General features: G+C 74.0%; 18 protein-coding genes and 1 pseudogene. 10 read left to right on the plus strand and 9 right to left on the minus strand.

Annotation, left to right across the window (positions count from 1 at the left end):
* The coding region (locus AC5L3Z_RS25730; RefSeq protein WP_494845651.1) for a glycosyltransferase family 9 protein at nucleotides 1–607 on the plus strand (607 nt) is incomplete at its 5' end.
* Nucleotides 591–1,574 carry a DNA topoisomerase IB gene (locus tag AC5L3Z_RS25735; RefSeq protein WP_494845653.1) on the plus strand — a complete coding sequence of 328 codons (984 nt, stop codon included), beginning with the start codon at nucleotides 591–593 and terminating at the stop codon, nucleotides 1,572–1,574. The genes AC5L3Z_RS25730 and AC5L3Z_RS25735, both read left to right, overlap by 17 nt.
* A gap of 161 nt (nucleotides 1,575–1,735) precedes the next feature.
* Here the strand turns inward: AC5L3Z_RS25735 and AC5L3Z_RS25740 are convergent, their stop codons facing one another.
* From AC5L3Z_RS25740 to AC5L3Z_RS25760, 5 genes are all read right to left on the minus strand, one after another.
* The gene (locus tag AC5L3Z_RS25740) at nucleotides 1,736–2,770 is read right to left on the minus strand and encodes a helix-turn-helix domain-containing protein (protein WP_494845654.1); all 1,035 of its coding nucleotides are present in this window, start codon (nucleotides 2,768–2,770) and stop codon (nucleotides 1,736–1,738) included.
* Nucleotides 2,771–2,896: 126 nt separating this feature from the next.
* Nucleotides 2,897–3,400 (minus strand): hypothetical protein, encoded by a 504-nt coding sequence (locus tag AC5L3Z_RS25745; protein ID WP_494845655.1) that lies wholly within the window; start codon nucleotides 3,398–3,400, stop codon nucleotides 2,897–2,899.
* Nucleotides 3,401–3,454: 54 nt separating this feature from the next.
* Nucleotides 3,455–5,086: a RecQ family ATP-dependent DNA helicase gene (locus AC5L3Z_RS25750; RefSeq protein ID WP_494845657.1), complete on the minus strand. Its 1,632-nt coding sequence runs from the start codon at nucleotides 5,084–5,086 to the stop codon at nucleotides 3,455–3,457.
* Between the two features lie 62 nt (nucleotides 5,087–5,148).
* The gene (locus AC5L3Z_RS25755; protein ID WP_494845658.1) at nucleotides 5,149–6,099 is read right to left on the minus strand and encodes a TIGR03557 family F420-dependent LLM class oxidoreductase; all 951 of its coding nucleotides are present in this window, start codon (nucleotides 6,097–6,099) and stop codon (nucleotides 5,149–5,151) included.
* Nucleotides 6,100–6,176: 77 nt separating this feature from the next.
* A complete protein-coding gene (locus AC5L3Z_RS25760) occupies nucleotides 6,177–6,302 on the minus strand; it encodes a hypothetical protein (RefSeq protein WP_494845659.1) in 126 nt (41 codons plus the stop codon).
* Between the two features lie 139 nt (nucleotides 6,303–6,441).
* Here AC5L3Z_RS25760 and AC5L3Z_RS25765 point away from each other — a divergent pair, with 139 nt between their 5' ends.
* Nucleotides 6,442–7,926, plus strand: a complete 1,485-nt coding sequence (locus AC5L3Z_RS25765) for a glycoside hydrolase family 3 protein (RefSeq protein ID WP_494845661.1) — start codon at nucleotides 6,442–6,444, stop codon at nucleotides 7,924–7,926.
* A 14-nt stretch (nucleotides 7,927–7,940) separates the two neighbouring features.
* Here AC5L3Z_RS25765 and AC5L3Z_RS25770 read toward each other — a convergent pair whose 3' ends face one another.
* Together AC5L3Z_RS25770 and AC5L3Z_RS25775 are read right to left on the minus strand one after the other, a co-directional pair.
* Nucleotides 7,941–8,228: a GNAT family N-acetyltransferase gene (locus AC5L3Z_RS25770; RefSeq protein ID WP_494845663.1), complete on the minus strand. Its 288-nt coding sequence runs from the start codon at nucleotides 8,226–8,228 to the stop codon at nucleotides 7,941–7,943.
* Nucleotides 8,225–9,451 carry a cysteine desulfurase-like protein gene (locus tag AC5L3Z_RS25775; protein WP_494845665.1) on the minus strand — a complete coding sequence of 409 codons (1,227 nt, stop codon included), beginning with the start codon at nucleotides 9,449–9,451 and terminating at the stop codon, nucleotides 8,225–8,227. The genes AC5L3Z_RS25770 and AC5L3Z_RS25775 overlap by 4 nt, the downstream gene beginning before the upstream one ends.
* Before the next feature lie 100 nt (nucleotides 9,452–9,551).
* On the opposite strand from AC5L3Z_RS25775, the gene AC5L3Z_RS25780 reads away from it, so the two are divergent.
* The 7 genes and pseudogenes from AC5L3Z_RS25780 (at nucleotide 9,552) to AC5L3Z_RS25810 (ending at nucleotide 13,900) form a co-directional block, all read left to right on the plus strand.
* On the plus strand, nucleotides 9,552–9,917 hold the full coding sequence (locus AC5L3Z_RS25780; RefSeq protein ID WP_494845666.1) for a hypothetical protein: 366 nt from the start codon (nucleotides 9,552–9,554) through the stop codon (nucleotides 9,915–9,917).
* Between the two features lie 62 nt (nucleotides 9,918–9,979).
* Nucleotides 9,980–10,801, plus strand: a complete 822-nt coding sequence (locus AC5L3Z_RS25785) for a DUF1206 domain-containing protein (RefSeq protein ID WP_494845668.1) — start codon at nucleotides 9,980–9,982, stop codon at nucleotides 10,799–10,801.
* Between the two features lie 75 nt (nucleotides 10,802–10,876).
* Nucleotides 10,877–12,073 (plus strand): mechanosensitive ion channel family protein, encoded by a 1,197-nt coding sequence (locus tag AC5L3Z_RS25790; RefSeq protein ID WP_494845669.1) that lies wholly within the window; start codon nucleotides 10,877–10,879, stop codon nucleotides 12,071–12,073.
* A 184-nt stretch (nucleotides 12,074–12,257) separates the two neighbouring features.
* Nucleotides 12,258–12,692 carry a phage holin family protein gene (locus AC5L3Z_RS25795; RefSeq protein WP_494845670.1) on the plus strand — a complete coding sequence of 145 codons (435 nt, stop codon included), beginning with the start codon at nucleotides 12,258–12,260 and terminating at the stop codon, nucleotides 12,690–12,692.
* Nucleotides 12,689–12,880 (plus strand): annotated as a pseudogene (locus tag AC5L3Z_RS25800) (DUF3618 domain-containing protein); the annotation flags it as partial. The gene AC5L3Z_RS25795 and the pseudogene AC5L3Z_RS25800, both read left to right, overlap by 4 nt.
* Before the next feature lie 245 nt (nucleotides 12,881–13,125).
* Nucleotides 13,126–13,386 (plus strand): DUF4235 domain-containing protein, encoded by a 261-nt coding sequence (locus AC5L3Z_RS25805; protein ID WP_442933331.1) that lies wholly within the window; start codon nucleotides 13,126–13,128, stop codon nucleotides 13,384–13,386.
* A gap of 310 nt (nucleotides 13,387–13,696) precedes the next feature.
* Nucleotides 13,697–13,900 carry a cold-shock protein gene (locus tag AC5L3Z_RS25810; RefSeq protein ID WP_007075740.1) on the plus strand — a complete coding sequence of 68 codons (204 nt, stop codon included), beginning with the start codon at nucleotides 13,697–13,699 and terminating at the stop codon, nucleotides 13,898–13,900.
* Between the two features lie 158 nt (nucleotides 13,901–14,058).
* Here AC5L3Z_RS25810 and AC5L3Z_RS25815 read toward each other — a convergent pair whose 3' ends face one another.
* Nucleotides 14,059–14,253 carry a hypothetical protein gene (locus AC5L3Z_RS25815; protein WP_494845672.1) on the minus strand — a complete coding sequence of 65 codons (195 nt, stop codon included), beginning with the start codon at nucleotides 14,251–14,253 and terminating at the stop codon, nucleotides 14,059–14,061.
* Nucleotides 14,254–14,332: 79 nt separating this feature from the next.
* The gene (locus tag AC5L3Z_RS25820; protein WP_494845674.1) at nucleotides 14,333–15,316 is read right to left on the minus strand and encodes an aldo/keto reductase; all 984 of its coding nucleotides are present in this window, start codon (nucleotides 15,314–15,316) and stop codon (nucleotides 14,333–14,335) included.
* Between the last annotated feature and the right edge of the window lie 6 nt (nucleotides 15,317–15,322).

Below are 15,322 nucleotides of genomic sequence, written 5' to 3' on the forward strand. Positions count from 1 at the left end.
GGTCGACCGCTGGTGCCGCCTGCTCGCCTGGTACGGCATCCCCACCGACCGCACCGACCTCACCCTGCACCGACCACGCCCCGGCCGGCTGCCCACCGGAGTCAGCATCGTCCACCCGGGCAGCAAGATCGCCGAGAAGCGCTGGCCGGCGCACCGGTTCGCCGCGACCGCCCGGGAGCTGGCCGGCCGGGGGCACCGGGTGGTGGTGACCGGCTCGGCGGACGAGCGGGAGCTGGCGGTGCGGGTGGCCGCGGGGGCGGGGCTGCCCGAGGCGGCGGTGCTGGCCGGGCAGACCGACCTCGGGGAGCTGGCCGCGCTGGTCGCCCACGCCCGCCTGGTCATCAGCGGCGACACCGGCATCGGACACCTCGCCACCGGCTACGCCACCCCGTCCGTACTGCTCTTCGGCCCGGTCCCGCCCGCCCAGTGGGGCCCACCCCCGGACCGGCCGTGGCACCGTGCGCTCTGGGCCGGGGAGCGGGATTGGACCGGTGCGCCGGGGGTAGGAACGCATCCGACGTTGGCGGCCCTGCCCGTGGACGAGGTGCTGGCCGCCGTGGACGAAGCCGAAGAGGCGGTGCGGGTCTCCGGTGCGATTGCGGCGTAGTGATCCGGGTCGGGCGGGCTACGGGCGCCGCCGGGCCGGCAAGGGCTGGGTCTTCCTCGACCCGAAGGGCGAGCAGGTCCGTGACCCCGACGAGCAGGCCCGGCTCGACGAGCTGGTCATCCCACCGGCCTGGCAGGACGTCTGGATCTCGCCGTATCCCAACGGGCACATCCAGGCGACGGGGATCGACGCGGCCGGCCGCAAGCAGTACCTCTACCACCCCGAGTGGCGGCGCAAGCGGGACGAGGCGAAGTTCGACCACGTGCTGGAGGTCGCCCACCGGTTGCCGAAGCTGCGCGAGCGCGTCGCGCTCGACCTCCACGGCCGCGGGCTCAACCGGGACCGGGTCCTGGCGGCGGTGGCGCGGCTGCTCGACATGGGGATGTTCCGGGTGGGCAACGACCAGTACGCCGTCGGCGAGGACGCCACCTTCGGGGTCTCCACCCTGCGCCCCGAACACGCCCGGTCCCGGGGTGGCTGCGTGGTCTTCGAGTTCCCCGCCAAGGGCGGCATCGACCAGGTGCGCCGGATCGAGGACCCCGAGCTGTGCCGGGTGCTGACCCACCTGCGCCGGCGTCGCCGCGCCGAGGAACGCCTCTTCGGCTACTGGGACGGGCGGATCTGGCGCGACGTGCGCAGCGACGAGGTCAACGAGTACCTGCGCGACGGCAGCGGCGGGGAGATGACGGCGAAGGACTTCCGTACCTGGCACGCGACGGTGCTGGCCGCGACCGAACTGGCCACGGTGGGGGTGCGGCGCTCCGTCACGGCCCGCCGCAGGGCGGTGGTGGCGGTGATGCGGGACGTCGCCGAGCTGCTGGGCAACACTCCGACGGTGGCGCGCACGTCCTACGTCGATCCCCGGGTGGTGGACCTCTACCACGACGGGGTGGTGGCCCCGGTGCGGGCCGACTCGCCCCGCGAGGAGGCCGAGCGCCGGGTGCTGGAGCTGCTGAAGGAGGCTTGACCGGCCCCGTCGTCGATCCTGGGGGAAGAGCGACGGGGCCGGGGTGCTGGGCGGCCGGATCAGCTGCGGGGCGGCAACCCGTGACCAGTGGTCACGGGCGCCACCCTGCGGCCCCCCGTTGCCGTGGGCCGGAGGACGGTCGCCCGACCGCCGGCCCGCGATCAGTATGTCGGCTCAGAGTTGATCGTGGACGCCGTGCGGTTGACGATCCGTGCCTGTTCCCCGTGCTCCGCCCGGTACGCCTGCGGGGTCGTCCCGTAGGCGGCCCGGAACGCCCGGCTGAAGTGCGCCTTGTCCGGGAACCCCCAGCGCGCCGCGATGGCCTGGATCGGCCGATGGCCCGACGCCGGGTCGGCGAGGTCGCGCCGGCACCGGTCCAGCCGCAGGTCCCGCACGTACGCCGCCACGGTCGTCGCCTCCGACTCGAAGAGCCGGTGCAGGGTGCGGACCGAGACGTGGTGGGCGTCGGCGACCCGTTGCGGGCTGAGCGCGGCGTCGCCGAGGTGGCGCTGGATGTATCCGCGCACCTGGCTGAGCAGGGCCCGGCGGCGGACCTCCCGGGGCAGCTCGTCCTCGGCCACCAGGTGCCGGCCGAGCAGGGTGGAGATCAGGTCGAGGCCGACCGCGCCGAGCCGGTCGGCGTCCGCCGCGTGGTACTGCTCGGGAGCGCCGGTCAGCTGGACGAGGTACTGGGCCAGCAGAGCGCCCACCCCCTCGGTGCCCGACATCCGGCCGGCGAGCAGGGGGGCGAGCCGCTCCGGCGGCAGCGGCAGCGCGCCGTACGGGATCAGCGCGACGATCGAGCTGGCCGGGGCCCGTCCGTCGTCCTCGCCCAGGTGGCTGACCTCGTGCGGGCGCGACCCGTCGTAGAAGGTGAACTCGCCGCGCCCGACCACGCTGTGCCGCCCGGCCTGACCGGACACGCCGGTGCCGGTGGTGGTGAGGGCGAGGAGGAAGTAGTCCACCTCGGTCTGTCGGGCCAGCTTGGCGGTCCGGACGGCGTCCAGCGACGGGTAGCGGTAGCGGACCAGCTGGATGGGGCCGAGGCCGATGATCTCGGCCCGGGCGGCGAAGTCGTCGGCGTGCGCGCTGCGCATCCGCAGCGGCGCGGCGGTGCGGGCCACCAGGTCGAGCCACATGCCGAACCGCTCGCCCGGCGGCAGCAGTTCGGTGTCGATGACGTCCCGGTGCAGCATCGTCCCGCCTCCCGTCGACCGGCGCTGTCGGCCCATTGTCGACGACCGGTCGGACCACCTCGGCCGGCACCGGCCGGCTCCGCGCCGGCCCTGGTGGGGGTCGACGCGGGCCCGGCGGCCGGCGCGTCAGTCGTTGAGCACGTGCGAGAGCCGGTCCCGGAACCGCCGCTCGGAGTCGCTGACCGGGTCGCCACCGAGGCCCAGCAGGCCACTGCTGGAGGCGGCGCCGACCACCTGCTCGGCGATCTCGACCAGCCAGTGCTTGTACGCCCCGGCCTCGCCCTCGTCCACCTTGGTGGCCAGCAGGGCGGCCGCCGCGCCGGCCCGGGCCAGCACGTCGTCGATCAGCGCCTGCGGGTCGGCCGGCGCGATGACCGGCATCTCCTCGCCGGCCTCCGGGTCGCCCACCCGGGACACGATCTCCCCGGCGACGGCCGCGACCAGCGGGCTGGCGGACTCCCGGCCGGTGGAGATGGTCTCCAGGCCCGCGGCGTTCTCGGCGCGGGTGCGCCGGGAGCCGTCGGACTCGGCCGCGCTCGCTGCGGTCAGCACCGACTGCGGCAGCCCGACCAGCAGTCCCCACTCCTCGTCCGAGAACCCGAACCCGGTGTACGCCGGCTGTTCGATCACGCTCGATCCCCTCTCGCTCTGGTCATCGTTGTCGGTGGTGTGCGCCCGGTCAGGCTAGTCCAGCGTGAGCAGGCCCTGTTCGGACACCACGCGTACGGAGAGCGTCTTGTAGCCCACCTCGTCGAAGAGCACCGTCATCCGGTCCTCCTCGTAGTTCAGCACCAGGCCGGGGCCCCACTCGGGGTGCCGGACCTGGCTGTGCACCGGGAACGGGCCGACCGCCCCGCTGTCGGCGGTGCTGGTGCCGGCGTAACAGTTGTCGCAGTGCCCGCAGACCTCCGACATCTGCTCGCCGAAGTAGGCCAGCAGCGCCTGGCTGCGGCAGCCGGTGGTCTCGGCGAAGGCCCGCATCATGTCGGTGCGGGACCGGGTCACCGTCTGCTGGCGTTCCGCCTCGGCCAGCGCCGCCTCGGCGGCGGCGACCGGCTGCGGGGAGTAGCGCGGCGCCCCGATCTTCTGCTTCTTCCGGGGCTCGGCGGCCCCGACCTGCTCCAGTAGGGAGACGTACTGGCCCAGCTTGCGGGGGCCGAGCCCGGTCAGCTCGCGCAGCTCCTTCTTCGTCCGGGCCCGGCCGCGCAGCAGCGCCGCCAGGTCCCGCAGCTCGGTGGGGTCCGGCAGGCCGCCGCTGAAGTAGCGTTGCAGCCCGACGTCCTCGGCCCGCCAGAGCAGCAGCACCCGGGCCGGTTCCCCGTCGCGGCCGGCGCGGCCGATCTCCTGGAAGTAGCTGTCCGGGGAGTCGGGCAGCGCCATGTGCACCACCCAGGCGATGTTGGGCTTGTCGATGCCCATGCCGAACGCCGAGGTCGCCACCATGATCGGCACCTGGTCGGCGAGGAAGGCCTCGTGCAGTTCGTTGCGGGCGCCGGTGGGCATGCCGCCGTGGTAGTACTCCGCCGGGAACCCGGCCTCGGTGAGCCGCTGGGCGAGCTCCTCGGCGGCCCGTCGGGTTGGCACGTAGATGATCCCGGGCCGCTGGTCGTCGCGCAGCAGCGCGACCAGCCGCCGCCAGCGGTAGTCGTCGGTGGGGCAGTGGGCCACTTCGAGGAAGAGGTTGGGCCGGTCCAGCCCGGAGACCACCACCTCGGGGTCGCGCAGCCGCAGCCGGGCGACGATGTCGTCGCGGACCGGGGGTGAGGCGGTGGCGGTCAGGGCCACCACCGGCGGCCGGCCGATGCCGTCGATGAGGTGGCCCAGCGCCAGGTAGTCGGGGCGGAAGTCGTGCCCCCAGGCGGAGATGCAGTGCGCCTCGTCGATCGCGACGAGGGCCGGCTTCAGCGCCGCCACCTCGGCCATCCGGTCGGGGTTGCTGAGCTGCTCCGGGGTGATGAAGAGGAACTCGGCGCGGCCCTCGCGGACCTCCGTGATCGCCTCGGCCTGCTGGGTCGGGCTCTCGTCGGAGCTGATCCGTACCGCCCGCAGCTCGGGGCGCTGCCGTTCGTTGAGCGCGGCGATCTGGTCCTGCTGCAACGCGAGCAGCGGGGAGATCACCACCGTCGGTCCGGGGATCAGGCTGGCCGGGATCTGGTAGATCGCCGACTTGCCGGCTCCGGTGGGCAGGACCACGAGGGCGTCGCGTCGTTTCATCACCGCGCGCATGGCGGCGAGCTGGTTGGGCCGCAGGGTGGTCCAGCCGAACAGGCTGCGCGCCGCGCGGCGCAACGTCGTCGAGTGCGTGGACAGCTTCATCGAGGGCCGGAGGTACCCGAGGAGATCAGCCCCGAAACCGCCGGCGCCTCCCGATCCGGCGATCAGCGCAGGCGGGGCAGCACCTCCCGCTGGTAGAGGTCGAACAGGCCCTGGGCGTGCGGGCCGGTGTTGGCCACGTACACCTCGTCGAAGCCGGCCTCGGCGTACCGGTTGATCATCTCCAGGTGGGCGTCGGCGCTGTTGCCGCAGACGAACGTCTCCTTCATCATCTCCGGCTTGACCAGTTGGGCGGCCTGCTCGAAGTGGCGCGGCGAGGGGAGCACCTGGGTCAGCTCGCCCGGCACGCCGGCGTTCGGCCACTTCTCGTACGCGATCCGCATCCCCTCGTCCTCGCTGTCGGCGTACGCCGCCTTGAAGCCGGCCTGGCATGGCTTGTCGCCGCCGCCGCTCTCCCGGAACCGGCGGACCATGTCCGCGTCGGGCATGACGCTGACGTAGCCGTCGCCGATCCGGGCGGCCAGGTCGATCGCCTTGGGCCCGAAGCCGGAGACGTAGATCGGTGGGGGAGTGTCGGGCCGGGTGTAGATCCGGGCGTGTTCGACCGTGTAGTGCTTGCCGTGGTGGTTGACGAACCCGCCCCGCCACAGCTCGCGCATCACCTGGACCGCCTCCTCCAGCATCTCCAGCCGGACGTCGGTCTGCGGCCAGGCGTCGCCGAGGATGTGCTCGTTGAGCGCCTCGCCGGAGCCGACGCCGAGCACGAAGCGCCCCGAGTGCAGCACGGCGCTGGTGGCGGCGGCCTGGGCGAGCACCGCCGGGTGGATGCGGACGGTCGGGCAGGTCACCGCGGTGGTGACGGGCAGCGAGCAGACCTGGCTGAGCGCGCCGATGGTGGACCAGACGAAGGGGCTCTGTCCCTGCGCGTCCACCCACGGGTGGTAGTGGTCGGAGATCCACAGCGCCTCGAAGCCGGCCCGCTCGGCGCCGCGCGCCTGGTCCAGCAGTTCCGCCGGGGTGTACTCCTCACTGGACAGGAAGTAACCGATCCGCATGACGTCTCCCTCGCTCCTCGCCCGCGCCGCACGCGCGAACCCTGGGAGGGCGGTACCCGCGGGACGGGGGATGAGTCTCAGCGCCGCCCGAACATGGCCCGGATGGCGGCGAGCAGCAGCAGGGCGCCGACCACCACGCCGAGCAGGCGTACGCCGGGGATGTCGGCCGGCGAGGTGGCGTCGGCGAGCAGCACGGGATCCATCTCCGCACTGTCGCACGACGTTCCGGGCCCCGCCAGGGCCTAACAGTAAGGTTTCTTGACTATTACGTCGCGCGGTGTGACCATGGCAGCACCGCGACGGCGTGGGCCGTCGGTCACGACACGGGGGTACGGGGGCGGCATGACCGAGCGCAACCTGGCGGGCCTGGCGGCCGCCGTCCTGCAACCCGGCTTCGTCGGCGCGACCCCACCCGAATGGGTGTGCCGGTGGCTCGGCGAGGGCCTCGGCGCGGTCGTCCTCTTCGCCCGCAACGTGGTCGACCCCGGCCAGCTGGCCGCCCTCACCGCGACGCTGCGCGCCGAGCGCCCCGACGTCCTCGTCGCCATCGACGAGGAGGCCGGCGACGTCACCCGGATCGAGTCGGCCCGGGGCAGCTCCCGGCCCGGCAACTTCGCCCTCGGCGCGGTGGACGACCCGGCGCTGACCGAGGAGGTGGCCCGCGACCTCGGCGTGGAACTCGCCTCGCTCGGCGTCACCCTCAACTACGCCCCCGACGCCGACGTCAACAACAACCCGGCCAACCCGGTCATCGGGGTGCGCGCCTTCGGCGCCGACCCGGGCCTGGTCGCCCGGCACACCGCCGCCTGGGTCCGCGGCCTCCAGTCCGCCGGCGTCGCCGCCTGCGCCAAGCACTTCCCCGGTCACGGCGACACCCGGGTCGACTCCCACCACGACCTGCCCCGGATCACCGCCGACCGGAGCCGGCTCGACGCCGGGGAGCTGGTCCCGTTCCGCGCGGCGGTGGCCGCCGGCGTGCAGGCCGTGATGACCGGCCACCTGCTGGTCCCGGCCCTGGACCCCGACCTGCCGGCCACCCTCAGCCGGCGGATCCTCGGCGACCTGCTCCGCGACGAGCTCGGCTTCTCCGGCGTGGTGGTCACCGACGCGGTCGAGATGCGCGCCGTCGCCGACCGGTACGGCTTCGCCGGCGCCGCCGTCCGGGCCCTCGCCGCCGGGGCGGACGCGATCTGCGTGGGCGGGGAACGGGCCGACGAGGCGGCCGCCCGCGAGCTGCGCGACGCCATCGTGGCCGCCGTGGTCGCCGGTGAGCTGCCCGAGGAGCGGCTCGCCGAGGCCGCCAAGCGGGTCGGCCAGCTCGCCGCCTGGACCGTGGCCGCCCGGGCCGCCCGTCCGGCCGGCGCGGCGGTGGCCCCCGACGGCTCTCCGGTCGGGCTGGCCGCCGCCCGCCGGGCGCTGCGGGTCAGTGGGGACGCCGCCGGCGTCCTGCCGCTGACCGGCGCCCCGCACGTGGTGGAGTTCGCCCCGCCGCGCAACATCGCAATCGGTGCGGAGACCCCCTGGGGGATCGCCGCCCCGCTGACCGAGCTGCTGCCCGGCACCACCACCGTGCGGCTCGCGGAGGCGGACCTGCCGGCCGGCCCCACCGCCGCCGCCGGCCGTCCCGTGGTGCTGGTCGTCCGGGACCTGCACCGGCACGACTGGATGCGCGCCGCCGTCGCCCGCGCCCTCGCCGAGCGCCCCGACGCGGTCGTGGTCGAGCTGGGCGTGCCCGAGCTGGTCACCGGCCGGGTGCACGTGGCCACCCACGGCGCCACCCGGGCCGGCGCGCGGGCCGCCGCCGAGCTGCTCGCCGGGGCCGCCTGAGCGCCTCCGCCCCGCTACGCCGCCGTGATCACCAGGTCGGCGTACTCGGGGTGCCGCTCGAGGTACGCCCGCACGAACGAGCACTCCGGCACCAGCCGGCCGCCCTGCTGCCGCACCTGCTCCAGGGTGCCCTGGACCAGCGCCGCGCCGACCCCCATGTCCCGGTACTCCGGGCGCACCTCGGTGTGGGTGAAGATCCGCACCTCGCCCCGGGGCTCGTACGCGGTGAAGCCGGCCAGCGCGTCGTCGACCAGGATCTCGAAGCGGTGCTTCGCGGGGTTCTCCTCGACCAGGAAGCTCACCGGGCCATTGTCTCCCCCCGCGCGGCCAGCCGGTCCAGTTCGGCCAGCAACCGGTCCACCTCGTCGGCGGTGTTGTAGTGGTAGACGCTGGCCCGCACCGCGCCGCCGCGCTCCCGCAGCCCCATCGCCTGGAAGTACTCGTAGGCGTAGTAGTCGCCGGAGGAGAGGCAGAGCCCGGCGCCGCCCAGCGCGGCCGCCAGCCCGGCCGGCGACCAGCCGGCCAGCCGGAACGACACCGTCGGGCAGCGCCGCGCGGCGGCGCCGTACACGGTCAGCGCCGGGCGCGCGGCCAGCCCGGTCAGCAGCCGGTCGAAGAGCGACTCCTCGTACGCCTGGGCCGCGGCCAGGCCGGCGCGGACCCGCTCCCGCCGGTCGCCGGTCGCGGTCGGGTCCAGCCCGGCCAGGTGGTCCACGGCGGCGGCCACCCCGGCCAGCAGCGGGAAGCTCGGCGTGCCGGCCTCGAAGCGGTCCGGCACGGCGTCGGAGGAGGGGAGCAGCTTGGCCGGGCGCAGCTCGGCCCAGCGGGCCGGGTCCGCCACCATCGCGGCCAGGTGCGGACCCGACCACTTGTAGGCGCTGGTGACCAGGAAGTCGGCGCCCAGCGAGGCCAGGTCGGTCGGGCCGTGCGGGACCGAGTGCACCCCGTCGACGCAGACCAGCGCCCCGGCCGCGTGGGCGGTCTTGGCGATCGCGGCGACGTCCGGCGCGGTGCCGATCGCGTTGCTGCCCGCCGTCACCGCCACCAGCCGGGTCCGCTCGCCGACCAGGTCGGCGTACTGGCCGGCCGGCAGCTCGCCGGTCACCGGGTCGAACTCCGCCCAGCGCACGGTCGCGCCGGCCGCCTCGGCCGCCTGCACCCAGGGCCGCACGTTGGCGTCGTGATCCAACCGGGACACCACCACCTCGTCACCGGGCCGCCAGGTGTCGCCGAGGGTCCGGGCCAGGGTGTACGTCAGCGCGGTCGCGCTCGGGCCGAGCACCACCCCGTCCGCCTCGGCGCCGAGCAGGTCGGCCACCGCCGACCGGGCGGCGGCCACCAGCTCCAGCGAGCGCCGGCCGGGCAGGAACGCGGTGGTGCGGTTGCCCAGCGCGGTGCGCATGGCCTCGGCGACCGCGTCGATCACCGACTGCGGCGTCTGGGTGCCGCCGGCACCGTCGAAATGAGCGAATCCCTCGGCCAGGGCGGGGTAGGCGGCCCGGGTCCGGGCGATGTCGAACGGCATGACCGGACCCTAACCCGCCCCGGGCGGGCCGCCTGCCGGGCCGGACCCCAAGATCACCTCACCGGTGGCGCGGTGGGCGGCGTCTCGTACCCTTGATCGGGTGACGACCCCCTCCGTTATCCCTCCCCGCACCCCTCTCCGTCGGACCGCCGGCCTGCTGGCCGGCCTGGCGCTCGGCGCGGCCGTGCTCGCCGGATGCAGCTCGGACAACGCCGACACCGACTGCGCCCTGGACGCCTGCACGGTCACCTTCGACCGCGGCGTGGACGCCAAGGCCACCGTCCTCGGCGTCGACGCCAAGCTGATCGGCGCCGAGGGCGACCAGGTGACCGTCGAGGTCGCCGGCGAGCAGCTCTCCCTCACCACCGGCCAGCAGGCCACCGAGGTGGGTGGTTTCGCGGTCACCCTGGACAGCGTGACCGATCAGCAGGTCAAGATCCGCGTGGCGCGCGGTTCTGCCAGCTGACGCCGCCCGGGCGGCGGCGGACCCCAGGTTTGGGGATCTTCGCGATCGGAGACTGTGGCGCCATGTCACTCACCCGGAACGCCGAAGCCACCGCCGCCCGCACCGCGGACAGCCGCTGGCTGGAACTCCTCGCCCGGGCCGGCTTCATCGGCTACGGGGTCGTGCACCTGCTCTTCGCGTGGCTCGCCCTGCAGATCGCCTTCGGCAAGCCGGGCGAGGACGGCGACCAGTCGGGTGCGCTGCGGACCATCGCCCAGCAGCCGCTGGGCAAGTTCCTCGTGATCACGATCGCCGTCGGCCTGCTGGCGATGGCGATCTGGCAGGGGCTGGAGGCCGCCGTCGGCCACCGGGCCGAACAGGGCCGTGAGCGGGTGGTGGAACGGCTCGCCTCCGCCGGCCGGACCATCGTCTACCTCTACTTCGCCTGGACCGCGTTCAAGGTCTTCAAGGACGCCGGGTCCAACAGCGCCGACCAGCAGGAGGCGCTGACCGGCAAGCTGATGACCTCCGGCGGCGGCCGCCTCGTGGTCGGGCTGGCCGGGGTGGTGCTGGCCTGCATCGGTGTCGGCCTGGTGATCTACGGCCTGGTCAAGCGCTTCGAGAAGCACCTCAAGACCGGCCAGATGAGCCCGCGGACCCGGACGCTGGCCCGGCGGCTCGGCATCGCCGGCTACGTCGCCAAGGGCGCGGCGTACACCGTCGCCGGCCTGCTGATCATCATCGCCGCCGTGAAGTACGACCCGGAGAAGGCCCGAGGCCTGGACGCCGCGCTGCGCGCGCTGCGGGACCAGTCCTACGGCCAGGTGCTGCTGGTGCTGGTGGCCCTCGGCATCGCGGCCTTCGGCACGTTCTGCTTCCTCCAGTCCCGGTACCGAAAGGTCTGAGCTGGTCGATTCCGGAAACGCCGGGCACCATAGGGCCTTTGCCCGAACCTGATCGTCCGGCCGGAGGGAGAACCTGTGCAGAACTACCTCGAGACGATCGCCGCCGCGGCCGCCGCGGCGGCGATCGCGCTTCTGCTCGTCGAGGTGGTGCACCGCCTGGTCCGTCGGCTCGGCCGGCGTTCCCTGCTGATGACCGAACTCACCCAGCACGCCCACCGCTCGTTCCAGGCCGCCGCGACCGTCCTCGCCGTCCAGTTCGCCGTCCGGCTGAGCACCGGGTACGCGGTCGGCACGCCCTGGCGCCAGGTGGTGCTGCACGGTCTCGTGCTCGCGGTGGTGGCGGCCACCGCCTGGCTGGTCGCCTCGCTGCTGGTGGTGGTCGAGGACACCGCGCTGGCCCGGTTCCGCACCGACGTGCCGGACAACCGGCACGCCCGCCGGGTGCGGACCCAGGTGGTGCTGCTGCGCCGGCTCACCATCGCGGTGATCGTCGTACTGGCGGTCGGCGTGATGCTGATGACCTTCCCGGCCGTCCGGGGGATCGGCGCCGGCGTGCTGACCAGCGCCGGTGTGGTCGGCGTGGTCGCCGCGCTGGCGGCGCAGAGCCTGCTGGGCAACGTCTTCGCCGGCCTCCAGCTCGCCTTCAGCGACGCGGTACGCCTCGACGACGTGGTCGTCGTCGAGGGGGAGTGGGGCCGGATCGAGGAGCTGACCCTCAGCTACGTGGTGGTCCAGATCTGGGACGACCGCCGGCTGATCCTGCCGACCTCCTACTTCACCAGCACCCCGTTCCAGAACTGGACCCGCACGGAGGCCGCCGTGCTGGGCACCGCCGAGTTCGATCTGGACTGGGCGGTCCCGGTGCAGGCGATGCGGGAGGAGCTGCGGCGGCTGGTGGAGAGCACCGAGCTGTGGGACGGCCGGGTCTGCGTGCTCCAGGTGACCGACGCGACCGGCGGCACCATCAAGGTCCGGGCCCTGGTCAGCGCCGCCGACGCGGGCAGCCTCTGGGACCTGCGCTGCCTGGTCCGGGAGCACCTGGTGGCCTGGATCCGGGACCACCGGCCGACGGCGATGCCGAGGAGCCGGACCGAGATCGGCGACGCGGGCGGCGCCCTGCCCTGGCAGTGGGTCACCCCCCGCCGGCCGGTCCGCCGGCGCCCGGACCCCGAGCTGCCCGACGACGCCCGGGTCTTCGGCGGCAGCGACGACGGCGAGGCGCGCAGCGAGGTCTTCGTCGGCCCCGAGGAGACCGCCGACTCCCGCCGCTGACCGTCCCGACCGAGCCCCCGCGCCCGCCGTCCCGGCGATCCGCGGGGGCTCTGTCGTGTCCGCTTCCGCGTTTCGCCGGACGTTGCGGCCCGTCCTGCGGTCAGATGTGACTGGGGTACTGCACGCAGGATTGACCGGCGGCGACTCCGGGCATACAGCGCGGTGATGATGAAAGGAGGACAGCATGGCTGACGTCGCGAACCACCGCACGTCCCGGACCGGGAGCGAGCCGTCCACCGCCGAACTGGTGCAGCGGGCCACGGAACAGGTCTCTCGCCTGGTGCGGGACGAACTGGCGCTGGCCCGGGCGGAGCTGACCCAGAAGGGCAAGCACGCCGGCATCGGGATCGGTCTCTTCGGCGGCGGCGGAGCACTGGCCCTGTACGGGCTGGGCGCCCTGGTCGCCACCGCGATCCTGCTGCTGGACCTGGTACTGCCCGCGTGGGCGGCCGCCCTGATCGTGGCGGTGGCGCTCTTCCTGGTCGCCGGGGTGCTCGCCCTGGTGGGCAAGAAGCAGGTCAGTCAGGCGGTCCCGCCGGTTCCGCAGGCGACGGTGCGCAGCGTCCGGGCGGACGTGGACACCGTCACCGCCGCGGTGAAGGACAGGGGACGGGCATGACGGGCAACGGGACCGGCGACACCGAGGCGCTCCGCGAGGAGATCCGGCGTACCCGGGTGGAGTTGGGCGAGACGGTGGAGGCCCTGGCCGCCAAGGCGGACGTCAAGGCCCGGCTGCGGGAGTCCGCCGGGCAGGCGAAGGAGCGGATGCGCGAGCGGGCCGCGGTGACCATGGCCCGGGTGCGCGGGCAGGCCGAACAGGTGCGGGGCCAGGCCACCCAGAAGGCCGAACATGTGCGGGGCCAGGCGAGCCAGAAGGCCGAACTGGTGCGGGGGCAGGCGGCGCACCGGGCCGAGCTCGCCCGGGAGCAGGCACAGGAGAAGGGCGAGCTGGTACGGCGCAACCCGACGCCCTTCGCCGTCGTCGCGGCCGGTGCGCTGGCCACCGTGGTCGTGCTGCTGATCGTCCGGGGGAGGCGCAGGTGAGCAGGAACATCGGCAGGGCGGCGTACAAGCCGGTCGGCGTGGCGCTCGGTCTGGCCGCCGGCACGGTCGCCGGGGTGATCTTCCGGCAGATCTGGAAGGTGACCGCCGGCGACGGTGAGGCGCCCAGCCCGACCGACGAGGACCGCGGCTGGGTCGAGATCCTGGCCGCCGCGGCGCTCCAGGGCGCGATCTTCGGGGCCGTCCGGGCCGCCGTGGACCGGGGTGGAGCGGTCAGCGTGAAGCGGCTGACCGGCCGCTGGCCGGATTGATCCACGCCGTTCCGGCGACCGGTCCCCAGGCGTCACGGCCCCCCTTCCGCATCGACGGACGGGGGGCCTTTCGCATGGCCCCGACCGCCCGCCCAGGGGACCCGAGGCATCCGTCAGGTCACATGTCGGAAAATTTCGTCGGTTAGGCTGTGCAGAGTTTTTGCGCACGTGGTTTGCTGATCCCCGCTGTTGAGAGATGGCGTGGGTTGAGAGAAGTCTCCTACGTGGGGGCCGCCTCAGGCGCCGCTGCTCGAAAACGGCCAATCGGCCGCACGGCGTGCTCGGCCGCCAGTTTTAGAAGGAGATACACATGGCGCAGGGAACCGTGAAGTGGTTCAACGCTGACAAGGGCTTCGGCTTCATCACCGTCGACGGCGGGGGTGCTGACGTGTTCGTCCACTTCTCGGCCATCCAGACCAGCGGCTACCGCACGCTGGAGGAGAACCAGCGGGTGGAGTTCGAGATCGCCCAGGGTCAGAAGGGTCCGCAGGCCGAGCAGGTCCGCCCCATCTGAGCGAGTGCCGGTCGGCAGCCGCCGGCCCGGGTGGATCCGGCCCCCCGGATCGACGAGAAGCCCCGTGTCCTTCCTGGACGCGGGGCTTTCCGCGTTTCCGGTCCCGACCTGCCCCCGGTCCGGCGGATCCCCGTCCGGGGCACCGCGAACCGGGCGCCTCAGGTGCGCCGGCGGGCCCGCATGCCGCGCCAGAGAAGCACCAGTCCGATGAGGACCAGCACCGGCCCGACGACCACCCAGATCCGCTGGTCGGTCATCACGCTGCCGCTGACGTAGCCGAGCCCCTGGACGGTCCAGACGGCACCCACCACGACGGACAGCAGGCCGAGGGTGAGCGTGAGCCAGCCCCTCATCGGTCCTCCCTGCGCGCGCCGGACCGGCCGTCGGCCCCTGGGGCGGCCGGACCGTCCGGGAGCACACCGTCGGCGTGGCTCACCACCGGTCGTGCACCCGGGGTCGGACCAGCTCGTCGTAGACCGCCCGCACGGTCTCCCGCTCCGTTGTGGTCAGTGGCGCCAGCGCGGCCGCGCCGGCGTTGCCCCGGGCCTGCCCGGCGTCGCGAGCCCCCGGGATGACCACGGTGACGCCGGGCTGGTCGATGACCCAACGCAGCGCGAACTGGGCCATCGTCCGGTCCGGGCCGACCAGCGGGGCGAGCCGCCGGACCACCTCCAGGCCGAGGTCGTAGTCGATGCCGGAAAAGGTCTCGCCGACGTCGAAGCTCTCCCCGTGCCGGTTGTAGTTGCGGTGGTCGTCGGCGGGGAAGGTGGTGTGCTCGTCGTACCGGCCGGAGAGCAGGCCGCTGGCGAGCGGTACCCGGGCGATGATTCCCACCCCGGCCTCGGCGGCGGCCGGCAGCACCTCGTCCAGAGGCTTGAGCCGGACCGCGTTGAGGATGATCTGGACGCTGGCCACCCCGGGCCGGGCGATCGCGGTGAGCGCCTGGTCGCAGGTCTCCACGCTGACGCCGTACCCGGCGACGCGCTTCTCGGCGACCAGGGCGTCGAGGGCGTCGAAGACCCGGTCGTCGGCGAAGACCGCCGTCGGTGGGCAGTGCAGCTGCACCAGGTCCAGAGTGTCCACACCCAGGTTGGCCCGGGACCGGTCGGTCCAGGCCCGGAAGTTGTCCACCGTGTACGCCTCGGGGGTCTGCTCGACCCGGCGGCCCATCTTGGTGGCCACGGTCAGCCCGTGCCCGGGCCGGTCGGCCAGGAACCGGCCGATCAGCCGCTCGCTGCGCCCGTCGCCGTACACGTCGGCGGTGTCGAGGAAGGTGACCCCGGCGTCCACGGCGGCGGCCAGCACGTCGAGGGCGGCGGCCTCGCTGACCTCACCCCAGTCGGCGCCGAGCTGCCAGGCGCCGAGTCCGACGACGCCCACCTGCCGGCCGAGCCGGTCGAAGCTGCGCTGTTCCATTCGTCC

This window comes from Micromonospora sp. LZ37, from assembly GCF_059359015.1.